At 72.3% G+C, this 16,493-nt stretch carries 10 protein-coding genes and 1 tRNA gene; 1 reads left to right on the top strand and 10 read right to left on the bottom strand.

The annotated features are described in order from the left end of the window. Positions 1 to 17 precede the first annotated feature (17 nt). The 9 genes from ABZ576_RS26715 to ABZ576_RS26675 form a co-directional block, all read right to left on the bottom strand. On the bottom strand, positions 18 to 2,822 hold the full coding sequence (locus ABZ576_RS26715) for a S8 family serine peptidase (protein ID WP_360745844.1): 2,805 nt from the start codon (positions 2,820 to 2,822) through the stop codon (positions 18 to 20). A 147-nt stretch (positions 2,823 to 2,969) separates the two neighbouring features. Continuing rightward, positions 2,970 to 4,586, bottom strand: a complete 1,617-nt coding sequence (locus ABZ576_RS26710) for a phospholipase A2 (protein WP_360745841.1) — start codon at positions 4,584 to 4,586, stop codon at positions 2,970 to 2,972. Between the two features lie 696 nt (positions 4,587 to 5,282). Beyond that, positions 5,283 to 7,283, bottom strand: a complete 2,001-nt coding sequence (rho, locus tag ABZ576_RS26705; RefSeq protein WP_360745838.1) for a transcription termination factor Rho — start codon at positions 7,281 to 7,283, stop codon at positions 5,283 to 5,285. A gap of 403 nt (positions 7,284 to 7,686) precedes the next feature. Continuing rightward, positions 7,687 to 8,604 (bottom strand): homoserine kinase, encoded by a 918-nt coding sequence (gene thrB, locus ABZ576_RS26700; protein WP_360745835.1) that lies wholly within the window; start codon positions 8,602 to 8,604, stop codon positions 7,687 to 7,689. Between the two features lie 280 nt (positions 8,605 to 8,884). Further along, the gene (gene thrC, locus ABZ576_RS26695) at positions 8,885 to 9,943 is read right to left on the bottom strand and encodes a threonine synthase (protein WP_360745832.1); all 1,059 of its coding nucleotides are present in this window, start codon (positions 9,941 to 9,943) and stop codon (positions 8,885 to 8,887) included. 6 nt (positions 9,944 to 9,949) lie between these two features. Continuing rightward, complete coding sequence (locus ABZ576_RS26690) at positions 9,950 to 11,242, bottom strand: homoserine dehydrogenase (RefSeq protein WP_360745829.1); 1,293 nt, start codon at positions 11,240 to 11,242, stop codon at positions 9,950 to 9,952. Positions 11,243 to 11,533: 291 nt separating this feature from the next. Further along, entirely contained in the window at positions 11,534 to 12,925 is a 1,392-nt protein-coding gene (gene lysA / locus ABZ576_RS26685; protein WP_360745826.1) for a diaminopimelate decarboxylase, read from the bottom strand. A gap of 51 nt (positions 12,926 to 12,976) precedes the next feature. Further along, positions 12,977 to 14,425, bottom strand: a complete 1,449-nt coding sequence (nrtL, locus tag ABZ576_RS26680; RefSeq protein WP_360745823.1) for an ArgS-related anticodon-binding protein NrtL — start codon at positions 14,423 to 14,425, stop codon at positions 12,977 to 12,979. A gap of 559 nt (positions 14,426 to 14,984) precedes the next feature. Continuing rightward, positions 14,985 to 15,536, bottom strand: a complete 552-nt coding sequence (locus ABZ576_RS26675; protein ID WP_360745820.1) for a response regulator — start codon at positions 15,534 to 15,536, stop codon at positions 14,985 to 14,987. A 165-nt stretch (positions 15,537 to 15,701) separates the two neighbouring features. On the opposite strand from ABZ576_RS26675, the gene ABZ576_RS26670 reads away from it, so the two are divergent. Continuing rightward, positions 15,702 to 15,773 (top strand) — tRNA-Arg (locus tag ABZ576_RS26670). Positions 15,774 to 15,997: 224 nt separating this feature from the next. Here ABZ576_RS26670 and ABZ576_RS26665 read toward each other — a convergent pair. After that, positions 15,998 to 16,420, bottom strand: a complete 423-nt coding sequence (locus ABZ576_RS26665; protein ID WP_360745817.1) for a hypothetical protein — start codon at positions 16,418 to 16,420, stop codon at positions 15,998 to 16,000. Between the last annotated feature and the right edge of the window lie 73 nt (positions 16,421 to 16,493).

Raw genomic sequence — 16,493 nt, 5'->3', positions numbered from 1 at the left:
GTCCGGGGCCCGGTCGCTCACCTAGCCGACATGCCGAACCGCACTCCGGCGGCCGGCAGGCCGCCCGTGCCCGGCGCGTAGGTGGTGACCGGCTGTACGGTGCCTCCGGTGACGTTCGCCCACGGCATCGCGTACAGCGAGCCGTAGGCGCCCGGCCCGTAGGGCATGCCGATGTAGAGGCCGGCCTGCGTGCCGTGGAGGCTGACGCCCGTGCTCTGCCCGGCGCCCGGGGTGCCCGGCATGCCGGAGCCGTTGCCGGCCTCGATCCACCGGTCGGTGACCCCGGGCGCGCTGCGCAGGCCGAAGACCGACACGGCCCCCGCGTCCGCGACCGTGCCGATGTCCTCGCCCGGCACCCCGACGGCCATCACCAGGGTGGTGTCCGTGACGGTCGTTCCCGGGTCCCGGTTGACGATGGCCACCTGGGCGCCCATGCGGTCACCGGCCTCGGGTGCTCCCACGACGTCGTCGGGCGTCTGCTCGTAGCCGCTGTTGACCTCGGTGATCGGCGGGTCGACGATCTCGTCCACCCGGATGACGACGGCGCGTCCGGCGTCGGTCCTGGTCTGGCCGCCGTAGCTGATGTCCTCGCCCGGGACGCCGATGGCAACGTAGGTGCCCCGGCGGGCCCACGGGAAGCCCTGCATGAACAGGCCGTCGGTGGCCGAGACCGCCGCACCGAACTGGTCCCCCGCCTGCGCGTCACCGCTCACGTAGCGGCTGGCCTGGTCGATGCTCGCCACGTGGGAAGGGACTCCGCTGTCATTCAGGTCGTGGCTCATCACGTCGACCTGGCCCGACACCACCTCGGTCCCGATCGGGCCGGGCACCACGCCCTCGCCCGGGATGCCGACCACCACGCAGGAGGGGGTCGCGGTGACGGAGGAACCGAACTTGTCGCCCGCCTCCAGCGTGCCCGCCACTCCCGAACTGCCCTGTATCAGCGTGCGGTTGACGCTGCCGCGCAGATAGAAGGCGGCGCCCGTGTCGGCCTTGCCGTCGATGTCCTCACCGGGGACCCCGATGACGAGGAACGGCTCCTGACCGAGCGTGAGGCCGGCGGCGACGGCGGCGCCCATGCGGTCCCCCGACTCCGAGGCCGCGGCGAGGACGGCCTCCGTGCCCGTGCCCTGTTCGAGGTGGAGTGCCGCCTTCCCGGAGCCGAGGCCGCCGGGGGCTCCGTAGAGCACGTCCACGGTGCCCGCGTCCGTCGCGGTGCCGACGTCCTCGCGGGAGGTGCCGATGACCAGATCGGTGCAGCCGTCCTTGTCGTAGTCGACGGTGGCGAGGGAGTCGCCGAAGTAGTCGTTCGCCTCGGCGTCGCCGGGCACCTGGGCGAGGTCCTGGTTCAGCTCCGCGGTGCCCTTCCCGCCGCCGTAGACGACCCGCAGGAGGCCGGCCTTGGCGTCGCCGCCGACGGTGGCCTCGGGGTCGGCGACGGCGATGTCCTCCTTCCGGTCGCAGTTGTAGTCGTGGCCGACGGGGAGCGGCTGGCCGGGTTCCGCGCCGAGCGCCTGGGCGACGTTGATACGGGGTGTGTCGGCGCCCGTGTAGGCGATGGACTTCCCGCCGGTCTTCAGCCGTGACTCCAGCTTGGCGATGCTGTCGTCGGGGAACGCCTGCCGCAGGATGGCGAGGGCGCCGGCGACGTGCGGCGCGGCCATGGAGGTGCCGTTCTTCGAGGCGTACCCGCCGCCGGGGACCGAGGAGACGATGCCGGTGCCGGGGGCGAGGAGGTCCAGCAGCGGACCGCGGTTGGTGAACGCGGAGAGCTGGTCGTCGTCGGTGGTGGAACCGACCGCGATCGCGTTGGGCACGCAGGCGGGGGCGCTCACCGCGTCGGTGTAGCCGTTGTTGCCGGCCGCGACCACCGTGGCGACGCCGGCCGCGAGCAGGTTGTCGATGGCCGCCTTGCGCGGGTCGGCGTCGCAGGCGGTGGCGTACCGGCCGGCGCCCAGGCTCAGGTTCGCGGCCACCAGCGGTGTCCCGGACTGACGCAGCTGGAGCACCTTCTCCAGTCCGGCGAGCTGGGCGCTGGTGAAGCTGAGCGCGCACGGCGCGGCGCCCGGACCGCAGACGTCCTCGGAGTCGAACTTGCTGAACACCTGGATGGCGACGATGTTCGCGCCGGGGGCGACACCGCGCTTCGGGGCTCCGGTGAGGCCCTCGCCGTTGCCGGCGACGATGCCGGCCACGTGCGTCCCGTGGTCGCAGTCGGTCATGGTCGCGCAGGGGCCGGTCCCGGAATCGGCCGTGCCCGGCCCCTCCTGGTGGTCGGTCCCGTCGGGACACAGGCTGGTGGCGGTGTAGTCGGGGTCGATCGGCGAGAAGCACGCCTCGGTGACGACCCGGTCCTTGAGGAAGGGGTGGCCGGTCGCGACCCCGGTGTCCAGGACGGCCACCACGCTGCCCGCACCGGTGTAGCCCTGGGCGGAGGCCGTGTCGGCGCCGATGACGGGGACGCTCTCGTCCAGGGACGGCGGCGCCGGGACGTCCTCGGTGACACTGACCACGCCCGGCTGGGCGGCCAGTTGGTCCAGCCCGCCGCGATCGACCCTGAGGGTGACGACCGGCAGGGTCTGGAACGACTGCAGAGTCTCACCAGCCGATGCCGCGGCGGAGAGGTCCGTGCGGTTCTCGGTGAGGACGTTGACGCGGACGGTGCCGCCGCCGGACGTCTCGTCGTACAGCGGCGGGTCGACCGGATCGCCGGTCGTCGCCGCCGCGGTGGCGGCGGGCGGCGCCGCGGCGTGGGCCGGCACGGCGCCGAGGGTCACGGCCATCACCGCGGTGACGACCGTGGTCCATATCGGTTTGTTCACTGTCGCTCCGGTGGGAAGCGGGCACGACCGGCCCGCTGGTGCGTGTGCGGGGAGGGAAGCGAGCACGACGAGGCCGGACGGCGAAGGGTTTCCGTCGTCCGGCCGGGCCGCTCGCGGGCGTGATCCGTCAGAAGGCGGTGCCGGGGGTCAGGTGGCGTTGGCGCCGTTCTTCGGGTTGCCGTGCTTCTGGACGGCCTTGAGGTACGTGTACGCGATGGAGCGGCACACGCTCTTCAACCGGTAGGCCGAGCAGGTGTAGTCGCGGAGCGTGGTGTGGAAGGCGTTGTCCACGTTCGACTTCTTGCTGCGGTCCAGGTAGTACTTGTAGCCCTTGTAGGTGTTGCCGATCAGGCCGTAGCCGTAGTCGTGCATGTCGCAGGCGGAGCGGAAGTCGTAGCCGGACGGCTTGTCCGGCGCGCTGGTGCAGTGGTCGTGGTTGATGCCGACCACCCAGTAACCGCTGGGCAGCTTCTTCCAGTACGGGGCGTGCCAGCCGTAGTGCGCCACCCACGCGGCGCAGCCGCTCTTCGTGTACCACAGCCAGGACGTGGCAGTGTTGCAGTGGCGCGGGTACGCCTGCGGGTCGGAGATCTCGCCGGTGGTGAAGTCGGTGGCGGGCGGGCCCGAGGCGCCCGGGTCGTTGATGCCGGCCGCGCCCTGGAACTCCGACTGCGAGGCCGGGCGCGCCAGTCCGGTGGCCTCGACGTTCGGTGCGGCCGACTCCGCCGGGAAGGTCAGGTCCCAGCCGCCGTTGGCCGGGGAGTCGATCTCGGAGACGCGGCCGGTCGTGTCGTAGGAGTACGACGCCACCGGCTCCGTGCTCTCGACGGGGTTGGTCACGCTCCGCAGCAGGCCCGAGGCGTCGTAGGCGTACCGGGCGACCGTCTGCGTGGTGGTGCCGCTGGTGACCGTGATCTCCTTGGCGCGGCCCAGGTAGTCGCCGTACGAGGAACCGGAGGCCGTCGTGGCCGAGGCGTAGGTGACCTTCAGCGACTGCTGCGGCGTCTCCCCGGCGGCCGGTTCGGTGATCGTGGACACCCGGCCCTGGGCGTCGTAGCCGACGGTGGAGGTGCCGTTGGACGTGCTGCCCACCCCGGTGACCCGCCACTTGTCGGTGCCGGGGGCCGCCTGCTTCCAGGTGAAGGTGGGCTTGAGGTCGGTGGCGGACACCGGATTGCCGGCAGCGTCGGTGAAGGTGTCGTCCCCGGTCTCCGTCGCGGACAGGTCCGTGCCGAGGGTCTCGACGACGGTGGTGACCAGGGCCCCGGCCGAGGTGTCCCACTTCGTGGTCTCGGTGATCCTGGAGCCGTCGGTGGCCTCGTACTTGTTGACGCCGCCGCCGCTCGGATAGGCGATGCTGCTGGTCAGGCCGTAGCGGAAGGTTTCACCCACACCGAGGTCGGTGACCACGATGTCGCTGCCCTGCTGCTCCAGCTTGCGGTTGAGCGTGCCGCCGAGGAATTCCGCTTCCCAGCCGGGGCCGAAGGCACCGAGGTCGGCGCGGGACGCGGGCGCCGATTCCGGCCGGGCGGCACCGCCCGCCTGGGCGACGACGCTGTGCCGCCGGCCGATGGCGCCGACGGCCACGTCGCTTTCGGCGATCTCGAAGGACTGGGTCTCCGAGAAGTACAGGCCGGGGCCGATCTGCTGGATCTCACCGGTGGCGAGTGGTGGATCGACCGTGGCCGCCGCCGCGGGTTGCAGCGGTATCAGCAGTGACAGAGAAAGTGCCGTGATGACCGGCACAGCCGCCTTGCGCACCATGTCCCCCTCATCGTGATCAACTCGGTTGATCGCCAGACCATAAGGAGCTGATCAGAGGGCCCACAAGATCCGACAAAAGGAATCACGGGGTCCGCATTTTTGCGGGGGTGAAGGGTTTTCCAGGGGCTCGACGGGGCGGGAACGGCATCCGGGCACGCGCCCTCACACCCCCCGCCCCGGTCTGTCCGGAGACTGCCCCATGCGGTCAATTCCCGTCCGTTTCCGCGCAGTTGTCCGCTCGCCGGTCCGCCCGTCCCCGGCACCGCGCGCACCGCCCCCGCCCTGCCGGCGCCCGCCCTCCGGGGCGCACCGCAAAGACCTGAGGTCCGGAAGACACCCGGGGCCGCGGGCCGCACGGGCGCGCTCGTCACCCGTCCGCGGCTCCCCCGGCAGCCCCCTTCACCCCGGCAAAGCGGAGGCAAGGACCCCGGGGCAATGTGACCGGCATCACTACCGGGAAGGGGAACCTGCGCCGTGCCGCTGTCGTCGGCGGACCGGCACACGCCACCGCCGGCCGCACTGTTCACCGGACGCACACAGGAGACGCACCGGACGCGCATGCGACACCCACCGGACGCGCGCATGCGACAGACCCACCGGACCGCGCGGGCCACGCACCGGACGCGTCGGCGGACGCGCACACGGCGAAGGGCCGCCCCCGGCGTGGGAGCGGCCCTTGCGGCGTACGGCGCGACGTCAGTCGTTGCCCGGCGCCGGCGTCGTCTTCTGGATCTGCATCAGGAACTCGACGTTCGACTTGGTCTGCTTCATCTTGTCGAGCAGCAGCTCGATGGCCTGCTGCTGGTCGAGCGCGTGCAGCACCCGGCGCAGCTTCCAGACGACGGCCAGCTCCTCGTTGCCGAGCAGGATCTCTTCCTTGCGGGTGCCGGACGCGTCCACGTCCACCGCCGGGAAGATGCGCTTGTCGGCGAGCTTCCGGTCGAGCTTGAGCTCCATGTTGCCGGTGCCCTTGAACTCCTCGAAGATCACCTCGTCCATGCGGGACCCGGTGTCCACCAGGGCGGTGGCGAGGATGGTCAGAGAGCCGCCGTCCTCGATGTTGCGGGCCGCACCGAAGAAGCGCTTCGGCGGGTACAGGGCGGTCGAGTCGACACCACCGGACAGGATGCGGCCGGAGGCCGGGGCGGCCAGGTTGTAGGCACGGCCCAGACGGGTGATCGAGTCCAGCAGGACGACCACGTCGTGACCCAGCTCCACCAGGCGCTTGGCGCGCTCGATGGCGAGCTCGGCGACGGTGGTGTGGTCCTCGGCCGGGCGGTCGAAGGTCGAGGAGATGACCTCGCCCTTGACCGACCGCTGCATGTCGGTGACCTCTTCCGGACGCTCGTCGACCAGGACGACCATCAGGTGGCACTCGGGGTTGTTGTGCGTGATCGCGTTGGCGATCGCCTGCATGATCATGGTCTTGCCGGTCTTCGGCGGGGCCACGATCAGACCGCGCTGGCCCTTGCCGATGGGCGAGACCAGGTCGATGATGCGGGTGGTGAGCACGCCCGGGTCCGTCTCCAGGCGGAGGCGGTCCTGCGGGTACAGCGGGGTGAGCTTGTTGAACTCCGGGCGGCCACGGCCGTGTTCGGGCGCCATGCCGTTGACGGAGTCCAGGCGGACCAGCGCGTTGAACTTCTCCCGGCGCTCGCCCTCCTTCGGCTGGCGGACCGCACCCGTGATGTGGTCGCCCTTGCGCAGGCCGTTCTTGCGGACCTGGGCGAGGGAGACGTACACGTCGTTCGGGCCGGGCAGGTAGCCGGAGGTCCGGATGAAGGCGTAGTTGTCGAGGATGTCCAGGATGCCCGCGACGGGGATCAGGACGTCGTCCTCGGCGACCTGCGGCTCGGCGATCTCGTCGCGGCCACGGCGGCCACGGCGGTCGCGGTAGCGGCCGCGACGGCCACGACGGCCGCCCTCGAAGTCGTCGTCGTCCTGCTGCTGACGGTCCTGGCGGCCGCCCTGCTGCTGGCCCTGCGGCTGACGCTGCTGGCCGCCGCCCTGCTGCTCGTCGCCCTTGTTCCGGCGGTCGCGGTCGCGGTCCCGGTCCCGGTCCCGGCCGCGCTCGCGGCGGTCGCGGCGGCCACGGCCGTCGCCGTCACCGGCGTCGCCCCTGGCCTCGCCCTGCTGCTGCGGCTGCTGCGCGGGCGCCTCGCTCTTGGCCTCGGCGGCGACGGTCTCCGCACCGCCGGCGGCCGGGCTGCCCGCCTCGGCGGTGGCACGGCGGCGACGGCGCTCGGTCGGGGCGTCGTCCGAGGCCGGCTGGCCGGGGATCTCGATCTGCTGCTGGGCCACGGCCTTCTCGGCGGGGGCCGCGGGCGCGCCGCCCTGGTCGGGCTTGGGGGCCTTCGCCTCGGCCTGCTTCTCCGCGTTCTCGCCCGTACGGGCCTTGGAGGTGGCCCGGCGCTTGGGCTTGGTCTCGGTGGCGGCCTCGGCCTTGGGGGCGGCGGCGCCCCCGGCGGCCTGCGCCTCCTTGATGACCTCGATCAGCTGGCTCTTGCGCATCCGCGCGGTGCCCCTGATCCCGAGGCCCGAGGCAACCTGCTGCAGCTCGGCCAGCACCATGCCCTCGAGGCCGGTACCGCGGCGCCGCCGGGAGCCGGCACCGGTGGCAGGCGCGGAGGCGTCCGTGGAGGGCGCGGCAGCGGTCTCCTCGACACGTGCGCCCATCAGATCGGTGGTGTCGCTCACGAAGGGTCCTTCCCTGGAGCGGACGTCGGCCTGTCTGGCTCGGCGACCGGTTGTGCTGTCCGGCTACGGTCCTGTCTTCCGTGAACCGTGCCGGGGCGGTGGTCCGCCAAAGCGGCGGAGGAAATGTGCGGTGATGGCGCTTCCCCGGGTCGTGACACCCAGTGTCACGTGGCGTGGTAGCACCGATTCCGGAGCGTGCCCGGCGGACCGCTCAGTGTCCGCATACGACGTACTGCCCAGGTACGGCGCAAGGAACACGGAGTGGCGCGGGAGGCTCCCGGAAGAATGTCTGTCCCGGACGGGGACACGAGGCACCTCGCCATGGTGGGGTCGGGTGCAGACTTGAGATTAACACTACCGGATCCAACAAACATTCCCCCTCTCGAAATCCGGCAACCGCGTGTCAGGTCGCAAGCGGCAGCACGCTCGCTCCCTGCGCGTCCAGGCGCAGCCGGTTGGCGGCCCAGTCGGCGCCGGCCAGGGCTTCCACCTTGTCGGCGGAGCCGGCGTCGGCGAGCGCCATGACGGTGGGCCCGGCACCCGAGATCACGGCCGGGACGCCGTCGGCCCGCAGCCGCTCCACCAGCGCGGCGCTCTCCGGCATGGCCGGGGCGCGGTACTCCTGGTGGAGCCGGTCCTCGGTGGCGGGCAGCAGCAGCTCGGGGCGCCTGGTCAGGGCCTCCACGAGCAGGGCGGCGCGGCCCGCGTTGGCGGCGGCGTCGACGTGCGGCACGGTGCGCGGGAGCAGGCCGCGCGCGGTCTCGGTCAGAACCGGCTTCCCGGGCACGAAAACCACCGGAACGATGGAATCGTTCGGCTCCATCCTGATGGCCCGGGCGGTGCCGGCCTCCATCCAGGACAGGGTGAAGCCGCCGAGCAGACAGGCGGCCACGTTGTCCGGGTGGCCCTCGATCTCGGTGGCCAGCTCCAGCAGCGCGGCGTCGTCCAGGCGGGCCTCACCGCCTATGGTCACCGCGCGGGCGGCGACGATGCCGGCGCAGATGGCGGCGGAGGAGGAGCCGAGGCCCCGGCCGTGCGGGATGCGGTTGGCGCAGACGATCTCCAGGCCCCGGGGCTGCCCGCCCAGCAGGTCGAAGGCGGTGCGCAGGGACCGTACGAGGAGGTGGCTCTCGTCGCGCGGCAGGGTCTCGCTGCCCTCACCCGCGATGTCGATGTGCAGCCCGGAGTCGGCCACCCGGACCACGACGTCGTCGTAGAGCCCCAGCGCGAGGCCCAGGGCGTCGAAGCCCGGGCCGAGATTGGCGCTGGTGGCGGGAACGCGCACCCGGACGGCGGCGGCGCGGAACGCTGGACCGGCCATCGCTCGAAGACACTCCTTGAGCTGCGTGACGGTCGAATGGCATCGAGGGGCTCGGTGGACACTCGACCGATGTTCGGTGGACATCCGATGACGTACGAGGACCCGTCGGGCCGCGGAGACGGCGCGGCGCCGTGCCATGCGCGAGGGCATATGCGGCAGGCGGGTTCGATACAGCCTATCGAAGGAAGGTTCTGTGGCGACATAGGGCGCACAGGAGGCGCACGATGCGTGTCGTAAGCCCCCTGTGCCCCCTGTCAGGGATTTCGCGGCCCCGGGGCGCTCAGGCGAGGCCCAGGCGCTCGGCGGCGCCGGCCGCCTCGACCGGGACGGTGACCGGCTGCGGGGCACCGGCGACGGCCCAGTCGGGGTCCTTCAGGCCGTTGCCGGTGACGGTGCACACGATGCGCTGGCCCGGGTCCACCTTGCCCTGCTCGGCGGCCTTGAGCAGACCGGCCACCGAGGCGGCGGAGGCGGGCTCCACGAAGACGCCCTCCTGCGCGGCCAACAGGCGGTAGGCGCGGAGGATTTCACGGTCCGTCACCTCGTCGATGAACCCGCCGGACTCGTCCCGCGCGGCCAGCGCGTACTGCCAGGAGGCGGGGTTGCCGATGCGGATGGCGGTGGCGATGGTCGACGGGTCCTTCACGACCTCGCCGCGCACGATCGGGGCGCTGCCGGAGGCCTGGAAGCCCCACATGCGCGGGGTCTTCGCGGCGATGCCGTCGGCGGCGTACTCCGTGTAGCCCTTCCAGTAGGCGGTGATGTTGCCCGCGTTGCCGACCGGGAGGACGTGGATGTCGGGCGCGTCGCCGAGCATGTCCACGATCTCGAAGGCGGCCGTCTTCTGGCCCTCGATACGCACCGGATTGACCGAATTGACCAGCGCCACCGGGTAGTTCTCGCTCAGTTCCCGCGCGAGGGTGAGGCAGTCGTCGAAGTTGCCGTCGACCTGGAGGATCTTCGCGCCGTGCACGAGGGCCTGGCCCATCTTGCCGAGGGCGATCTTGCCCTGCGGCACGAGCACGGCCGAGACCATGCCCGCGCGGACGGCGTAGGCGGCGGCGGAGGCGGAGGTGTTGCCGGTGGAGGCGCAGATGACGGCCTTGGCACCCTCCTCCTTCGCCTTGGAGATGGCCATGGTCATGCCGCGGTCCTTGAAGGACCCGGTGGGGTTCGCGCCCTCCACCTTGAGGTGGACCTCGCAGCCCGTGCGCTCGGAGAGCACCTGCGCGGGCACGAGCGGCGTGCCGCCCTCGCGGAGCGTCACGACCGGCGTGCTGTCGGATACCGGCAGCCTGTCCCGGTACTCCTCGATGATTCCGCGCCACTGGTGGGTCATTGCTGGTTACTCTCCTTCAACCCGCATGATGCTGGCGACACCCCGCACGGTGTCGAGCTTGCGCAGTGCCTCGACGGTCCCGGTGAGGGAGGCGTCGGAGGCCCGGTGGGTGACGACGACGAGGGAGGCCTCGCCGTCCTTGCCCTGCTGGCGGACGGTGTCGATCGACACCCCGTGCTCGGCGAACACGGTCGCGACCTGGGCGAGCACGCCCGGCTTGTCCGCGACGTCGAGGCTGATGTGGTAGCGCGTGACGACCTCGCCCATCGAGGAGACGGTGAGGTCGGCGTACGCGGACTCGCCTGGCCCGGTGGTGCCGTTCAGCCGGTTGCGGCAGACGGCGACGAGGTCGCCGAGGACGGCGGAGGCGGTGGGCGAACCGCCGGCGCCGGGGCCGTAGAACATCAGCTGTCCGGCCGCGTCGGACTCCACGAAGACGGCGTTGTAGGCGCCGCGCACGGAGGCGAGCGGGTGGCTGAGCGGGATCATCGCGGGATGCACGCGCGCGGTGACCGACGCCCCGTCCTTCGACCGCTCGCAGATGGCGAGCAGCTTGATGGTGCAGCCCATCTCCTTGGCGGAGCGGAAGTCGGCGGCCGTGACCTCGGTCATGCCCTCGCGGTAGACGTCGTCCAGGCGTACGCGCGTGTGGAAGGCGATGCCGGCGAGGATCGCGGCCTTGGCGGCGGCGTCGAAGCCCTCGACGTCGGCGGTCGGGTCGGCCTCGGCGTACCCGAGGGCGGTGGCCTCGTCCAGCGCCTCCTGGTAGCCGGCGCCCGTGGAGTCCATCTTGTCGAGGATGAAGTTGGTCGTGCCGTTGACGATGCCGAGCACCCGGTTGACCTTGTCCCCGGCGAGCGACTCGCGCAGCGGGCGGATCAGCGGGATGGCGCCGGCGACGGCGGCCTCGTAGTAGAGGTCCCGGCCGTGCTCCCCGGCGGCGGCGTGCAGGGCGGCCCCGTCCTGGGCGAGCAGGGCCTTGTTGGCGGACACCACCGACGCCCCGTGCTCGATCGCGGTCGTGATCAGGGACCGGGCGGGCTCGATCCCGCCGATGACCTCGACCACCACGTCGATGTCGCCGCGTTTGACGAGCGCGGTGGCGTCGGTGGTGACGAGGCTCGGATCGATGCCCTCGCGCACCTTGCCCGGGCGCCGCACGGCGACCCCCGCCAGCTCCACCGGGGCGCCGATCCGGGCGGCGAGGTCGTCGGCGTGCGTCGTCATGATGCGCGCCACCTCTGAGCCGACCACTCCACAGCCCAGCAGCGCCACTTTCAGCGGACGCGTACGCATCATCCGACCTCGTTTCCTCATACCGTCTACGGTTGGACCAGTCTCACTCACCGGACGGGAGTTTCTACCCTTCGTCCGGATCGTGAGACATCTATTTCATTTTCACGGGGGCGGCTGACCGCAGATCTTCCGCCCCCGCGGGCTTCCGCACCGAGGTCACCGGCCCCCCGGGCTTCCGATGCCGCCGGGGTCACCGGCTCCCCGGGGCTCCTGGTGCCGCCGGGGTCACCGGCCCCCCGGGGCTCCTGGTGCCGCCGGGGTCACCGGCTCCCCGGGCTTCCGGCGGGGCCGCGGTCACCCGACGTCGAGGCGGAGGAGGTCCTCCTCCGTCTCCCGCCGGACGATGACCCGGGCCGCACCGTCCCGCACGGCGACGACCGGCGGCCGCAGCACGTGGTTGTAGTTGCTGGCCATGGACCGGCAGTACGCGCCGGTGGCCGGCACGGCGATCAGGTCGCCGGGGGCGAGGTCCGCGGGCAGGAACGCGTCCTTGACCACGATGTCCCCGCTCTCGCAGTGCTTGCCGACGACCCGGGCGAGCATCGGCTCGGCGTCACTCGTCCGCGAGACGAGGGCGACGCTGTACTCGGCGTCGTACAGCGCGGTGCGGATGTTGTCCGACATGCCGCCGTCGACGGAGACGTACGTCCGCAGCCCGTCCAGCGGCTTGACCGTGCCGACCTCGTAGAGCGTGAAGGCGGTGGGTCCGACGATGGCCCGCCCCGGCTCGACGGAGATCCTCGGGGTGCGCAGCCTGGCGGCCTCGCACTCGCGGGTGACGATCTCGGTGAGCGCCTTGGCGATCTCGTGCGGCTCGCGGGGGTCGTCGGCGCTCGTGTACGCGATGCCGAGCCCGCCGCCGAGGTCGATCTCGGGCAGCTCGACCCCGTGCTCGTCGCGGATGTCCCGGAGCAGCCCGACCACCCGGTGGGCGGCGACCTCGAACCCGGACATGTCGAAGATCTGCGACCCGATGTGGCTGTGGATGCCGATCAGCTCCAGCCCGTCGAGCTGGAGGGCCCGCCGTACGGCCTCGGCGGCCTGCCCGCCGGCGAGCGGGATCCCGAACTTCTGGTCCTCGTGGGCCGTGGCGATGAACTCGTGGGTGTGCGCCTCCACACCGACGGTGATCCGGATCTGGACCTTCTGCCGCTTCCCCAGGGACGCCGCCACGTGGGCGACCCGCACGATCTCCTGGAAGGAGTCGAGCACGATCCGCCCGACACCGGCCTCCACGGCGCGGGTGATCTCGGCGACGGACTTGTTGTTCCCGTGGAAGGCGATGCGCTCGGCGGGCATCCCGGCGCTCAGGGCGGTGGCGAGCTCCCCGCCCGAGCACACGTCCAGGTTGAGCCCCTCCTCGTTCAGCCAGCGCACGACGGCCCGTGAGAGGAACGCCTTCCCGGCGTAGAACACGTCGGCGTCCGGGCCGAAGGCGGTGCGCCAGGCACGCGCCCGGGCCCGGAAGTCGGCCTCGTCGAGGATGTAGGCGGGGGTGCCGAACTCCTCGGCGAGCCGGGTGACGGAGATCCCGCCGACCGTGAGCTCACCGTCGGCGTCGCGCGTGACCGTCTGCGCCCAGACCTTCTGGTCCAGCGCGTTGAGGTCGGCGGGCGGCGCGGAGTAGTGCCCCTCGGGAAGAACGTCGGCGTGACGGGGCCCGGCGGGATGGGCGGAACGGCTCATGACTCTCAGACTCTCTGTCTCTCTCCGGGACGCGGGCTGCTCTCGGGCGCCTCAGAGATGTTCGGGTGCGTCGATGCCGAGCAGGGACAGGCCACCGGCCAGCACCGTCCCGGCGGCTTCGGCAAGCGCCAGCCGGGCACGGTGGGCGGCCGAGGGTTTCTCCTCGCCACGGGGAAGCACGGAAGGCAACAGGGGCAGCACGGCATCGGCGACGGTGACGAGATGCCGGGCAAGCCGGTCCGGGGCACGGTGGGTGGCGGCCGCGGCGAGGATCCGGGGGTGATCGGCGAGGGGGGTGAGCAGGGCCCGGATGGCGGGGTGGGGGTGGGGGCTGGGGTGGGGGCTTGGGTGGGGGCTTGGGTGGGGGTGCGGGTGGGGGTGCGGGTGGGAGGTCGTGGGGGTGGGGGTGGGGGTGGCTGTGCGGGGTCGGGGGGCTGCGGCGGGGCCGGGGGTGGCGGGGGCTGCGGCGGGGCCCGGGGTCACGGCGGCGGTCGCGGGAGTGGGTTCGGCGGAGCGCTGGGCGGCGGAGCCCTGGGCGGGGGAGGCTACGGCGGCCTGGGCGGCGGAGCCCTGGGCGGGGGAGGCTACGGCGGCCTGGGCGGCGGAGCCCTGGGCGGGGGAGGCTACGGCGGCCTGGGCGGTGGAGCCTACGGCGGCTTGTGCGGGGGCGGAACCGTCCGCCACCGGGGGCGCGGCCGGGCCGGGGTTCGTCACGGCCGGGGTGGCGGAGGCGGCTGCGGCGCTGCGGTGCGCCACGGAGGCCGGGAGGAGGCCGGGGTCCGCGCTCAGGCCCACCGGGCCGGGCTCGGCGGTGAAACCGAGGCGGGCGGCGTTGCGGCTGAGGGACCGGACGCGGGCGTGGGCGTACCGCACCCGGAAGAGCGGATTGCCCTCGCGCTGGACGAGGTGGTCGGCGGTGATCCGGGGCCGGTCGTGCGGGGCGGGGTGGAGGAGGGCCCACTGGGCGGCGTCGGGTCCGAGCGGCGCGGGGTCCTCGGGCGCCGGCACGGGCCGCAGGTTGACGGGCTCGCCGTGTTCGACGGTGGCCCGCCCGCCCTGGGTCCCCACGATGCGTACGACGGCGTCGGCCACGACCTCGGCCCGCACCTCGTACGGCACGCGCAGGGCGACGACCTGACCGGCGAGGGAGTCACCGTGGCCGTACCGGGCGCCCTGGGCGAGGATCTCGCGCACGAGCCCGGTGACGGGGTCGGCCTGCTCGTGGAGGCTGATGTTGAGGAACCCGGGGCCGGTGACGACGACGTCCCGGATGCCGTCGGCGGCGGCGAGCCGGGTCCGCAGGATCTCGGCCACCCGCTGCGGGGGCAGCCCGGACGGGCGGGCGAGCTGCAAGGCGATGGTGGTGGCGAAGTCACCGCACCCGCCGGGCCCCGGCTCGGTCACCACGGCCCGCTCGGGCACGGTCACACTCAGCTCCCCCGCGTCGACAGCGCGACGCACCGCGTACAACACGGTGCGGGAGAGCTCTGCGGGGGTCACGGGACAAGCGTAGGGGAGGAGGGGGGTGGGCATGCGAGCCGGTTATTCCCAACCGCTCGCAGCAGGCCCCGACTGCCACTGGTACGCCCCGACCGCACCCGCCGTCACGTCCCCTGCCTGCCCCTGCCGAACGCGCCCCGCGGACGTCAGCCCACCGAATACGCCCCGCGGACGTCAGCCCGCCGAACACCCCCCGCGGACCTCGGCCCCCTGAATACGCCGCACGAGCCTCCACTCACCGCGTGCACCGCTACGGCCTCCACTGACCGCACGCCCCCTCGGCCTCCGCCTGGCCCGTGCACGCTGTTGCGGCCGCCGTGTGCCGTGCACGCTGCTGTGCCTCCGCATGCAGTGGACGCTGTCGGGCCTCCGCATGCAGTGGGCGCTGCCGTGGCCGCCGTACGCGGTGGACGCTGCCGTGGCCGCCGTACGCGGTGGACGCTGCCGGGGCCGCCACAACAACGGACGCTGCTCGGGCGTCGTACGCAGCAGTGCACGCGCTGCCGTGGCCGCAGGATGCCGAAGGAGCTGGAGCCTCCGCCCACACAGCCGGCCGACGCTAGCCGCCGAAGGACATCCCTCGCGGCACACCGTCGGAGACACCGTCACCGTCGCTCTCACCGTCAGCCCCACCCCCGCCGCCGTCCCCGCCCCGATCGGCCAGGCCGTCTCCCCCGCCGGCCGCGCCCCGAGGCCCGCCGCTCTCACCGTTCTCACCGGGCTCACCGTGCCCGGTTTTGCGGTGGATGAGGTCTTTGACGAGCCGGACGAGCTCGGAGGGTTCGAAGGGCTTGGCGAGGAAGGCGTCGACGCCGACGTCGAGGCCGCTTTCGACCTCGTACTGCGTACAGGCGCTGATGATGGCGAGGGGCACGTCGCGGGTGCGGGGATCGGCCCGGAGCCGGGCGGCGGTGCGCAGCCCGTCCAGCCGAGGCATGACGACGTCGAGCGTCACGACGTCGGGCCGCACCTCATGCACTACGTCCAGACACTCGGCACCGTCGGCCGCGGTCACGACCTCGAGCCCTTCCAGCTCGAGGTTGACCCTGATCAGCTGCCGGATGACCTTGTTGTCGTCGACAACAAGCACCCGGCCCGAGGCGCCTGGCACAAGTCGAGAGTAGGTCCGGACCGGCCACCGCGTCCGGGTTTTCCCCACTTCCACCCCCTCCAGGGGACCCGCCCACCCCACCCTGGGGAAACGGGTTCCTGATCACCCCGCCGGACCTGCTAGTGTTCTACCCGTCGCCGCAAGCGAGAGCTCAGCGCCCGACACGCCCCCGTAGCTCAGGGGATAGAGCAACGGCCTCCGGAGCCGTGTGCGCAGGTTCGAATCCTGCCGGGGGCACCTTGGATTTGGTGCCCAAAGACCCCGTCACCAGCGGAAACGCTGAGGCCGGGGTCTTCGCGTATGTGCAGGCATGTGCCGCCCGGAGCGGCCGTATGTCGGGGTCTGTGGACGAGGCGTGGACGGGATCTTGAAGCGTTCTCCCAGGTGAGCCCCGCAAAAAGAGGTGGCCCCGGACCCGGGACAAGTGCGGGGGCCACATCGCAAGGCGGTGCCCACTCCCCCTAGTCGGCGGTGACGCCCCAGTAGGCGATCTGCGCGGGCCTACCGTCGCGGTAGAGCACTGTGCAGTTCCCTTGGGCGCGGTCCGGAAAGTCCAACTGCTCGGAGTCGACCGCGGCATCCCACTCCTCGTAAGTGGGCCGGCCGTGAGGAGCCCACGCGCGCACCTCGTCATCGGTCAGCGGCCGCATGAACGGACCGTCATCGGTGTCCGCGGCCTCGATCATGCAAGGGAAGTCCAACACGGAGCCCGTGCCGCCGGTGAAGATGTACTCATGCCACTCCGGGTCGCGCCACAGTTCCTCGACGGACCGCCCCTCGAAGCCGTGGTTGTCCCGTGCCAGCTCGCCTTCCTGCTCCTGCCGGAACGCGGCCGCCAGATCACGCTGATACGGGCCCGTATGAGTCCATGCGTTGCCACCCATCCGCGTCCCCTCTCCACTCGAACAGCTTGTTCAAGAGCGGAGCGTAAGAGACGGCACTGACAGGGCATCCCGC

The organism is Streptomyces sp. NPDC013455 (assembly GCF_040632975.1).
Classification (GTDB): domain Bacteria; phylum Actinomycetota; class Actinomycetes; order Streptomycetales; family Streptomycetaceae; genus Streptomyces.
This window is presented reverse-complemented; position numbering and strand designations above follow the sequence as displayed.

Bases quoted from the DNA above. Each gene is read 5' to 3' on its own strand.
- thrC (WP_360745832.1), bottom strand. From the start codon at position 9,943: ATGACCCACCAGTGGCGCGGAATCATCGAGGAGTACCGGGACAGGCTG.
- thrB (WP_360745835.1), bottom strand. From the start codon at position 8,604: ATGGCCGGTCCAGCGTTCCGCGCCGCCGCCGTCCGGGTGCGCGTTCCC.
- ABZ576_RS26690 (WP_360745829.1), bottom strand. From the start codon at position 11,242: ATGATGCGTACGCGTCCGCTGAAAGTGGCGCTGCTGGGCTGTGGAGTG.
- ABZ576_RS26665 (WP_360745817.1), bottom strand. From the start codon at position 16,420: ATGGGTGGCAACGCATGGACTCATACGGGCCCGTATCAGCGTGATCTG.
- lysA (WP_360745826.1), bottom strand. From the start codon at position 12,925: ATGAGCCGTTCCGCCCATCCCGCCGGGCCCCGTCACGCCGACGTTCTT.
- ABZ576_RS26710 (WP_360745841.1), bottom strand. From the start codon at position 4,586: ATGGTGCGCAAGGCGGCTGTGCCGGTCATCACGGCACTTTCTCTGTCA.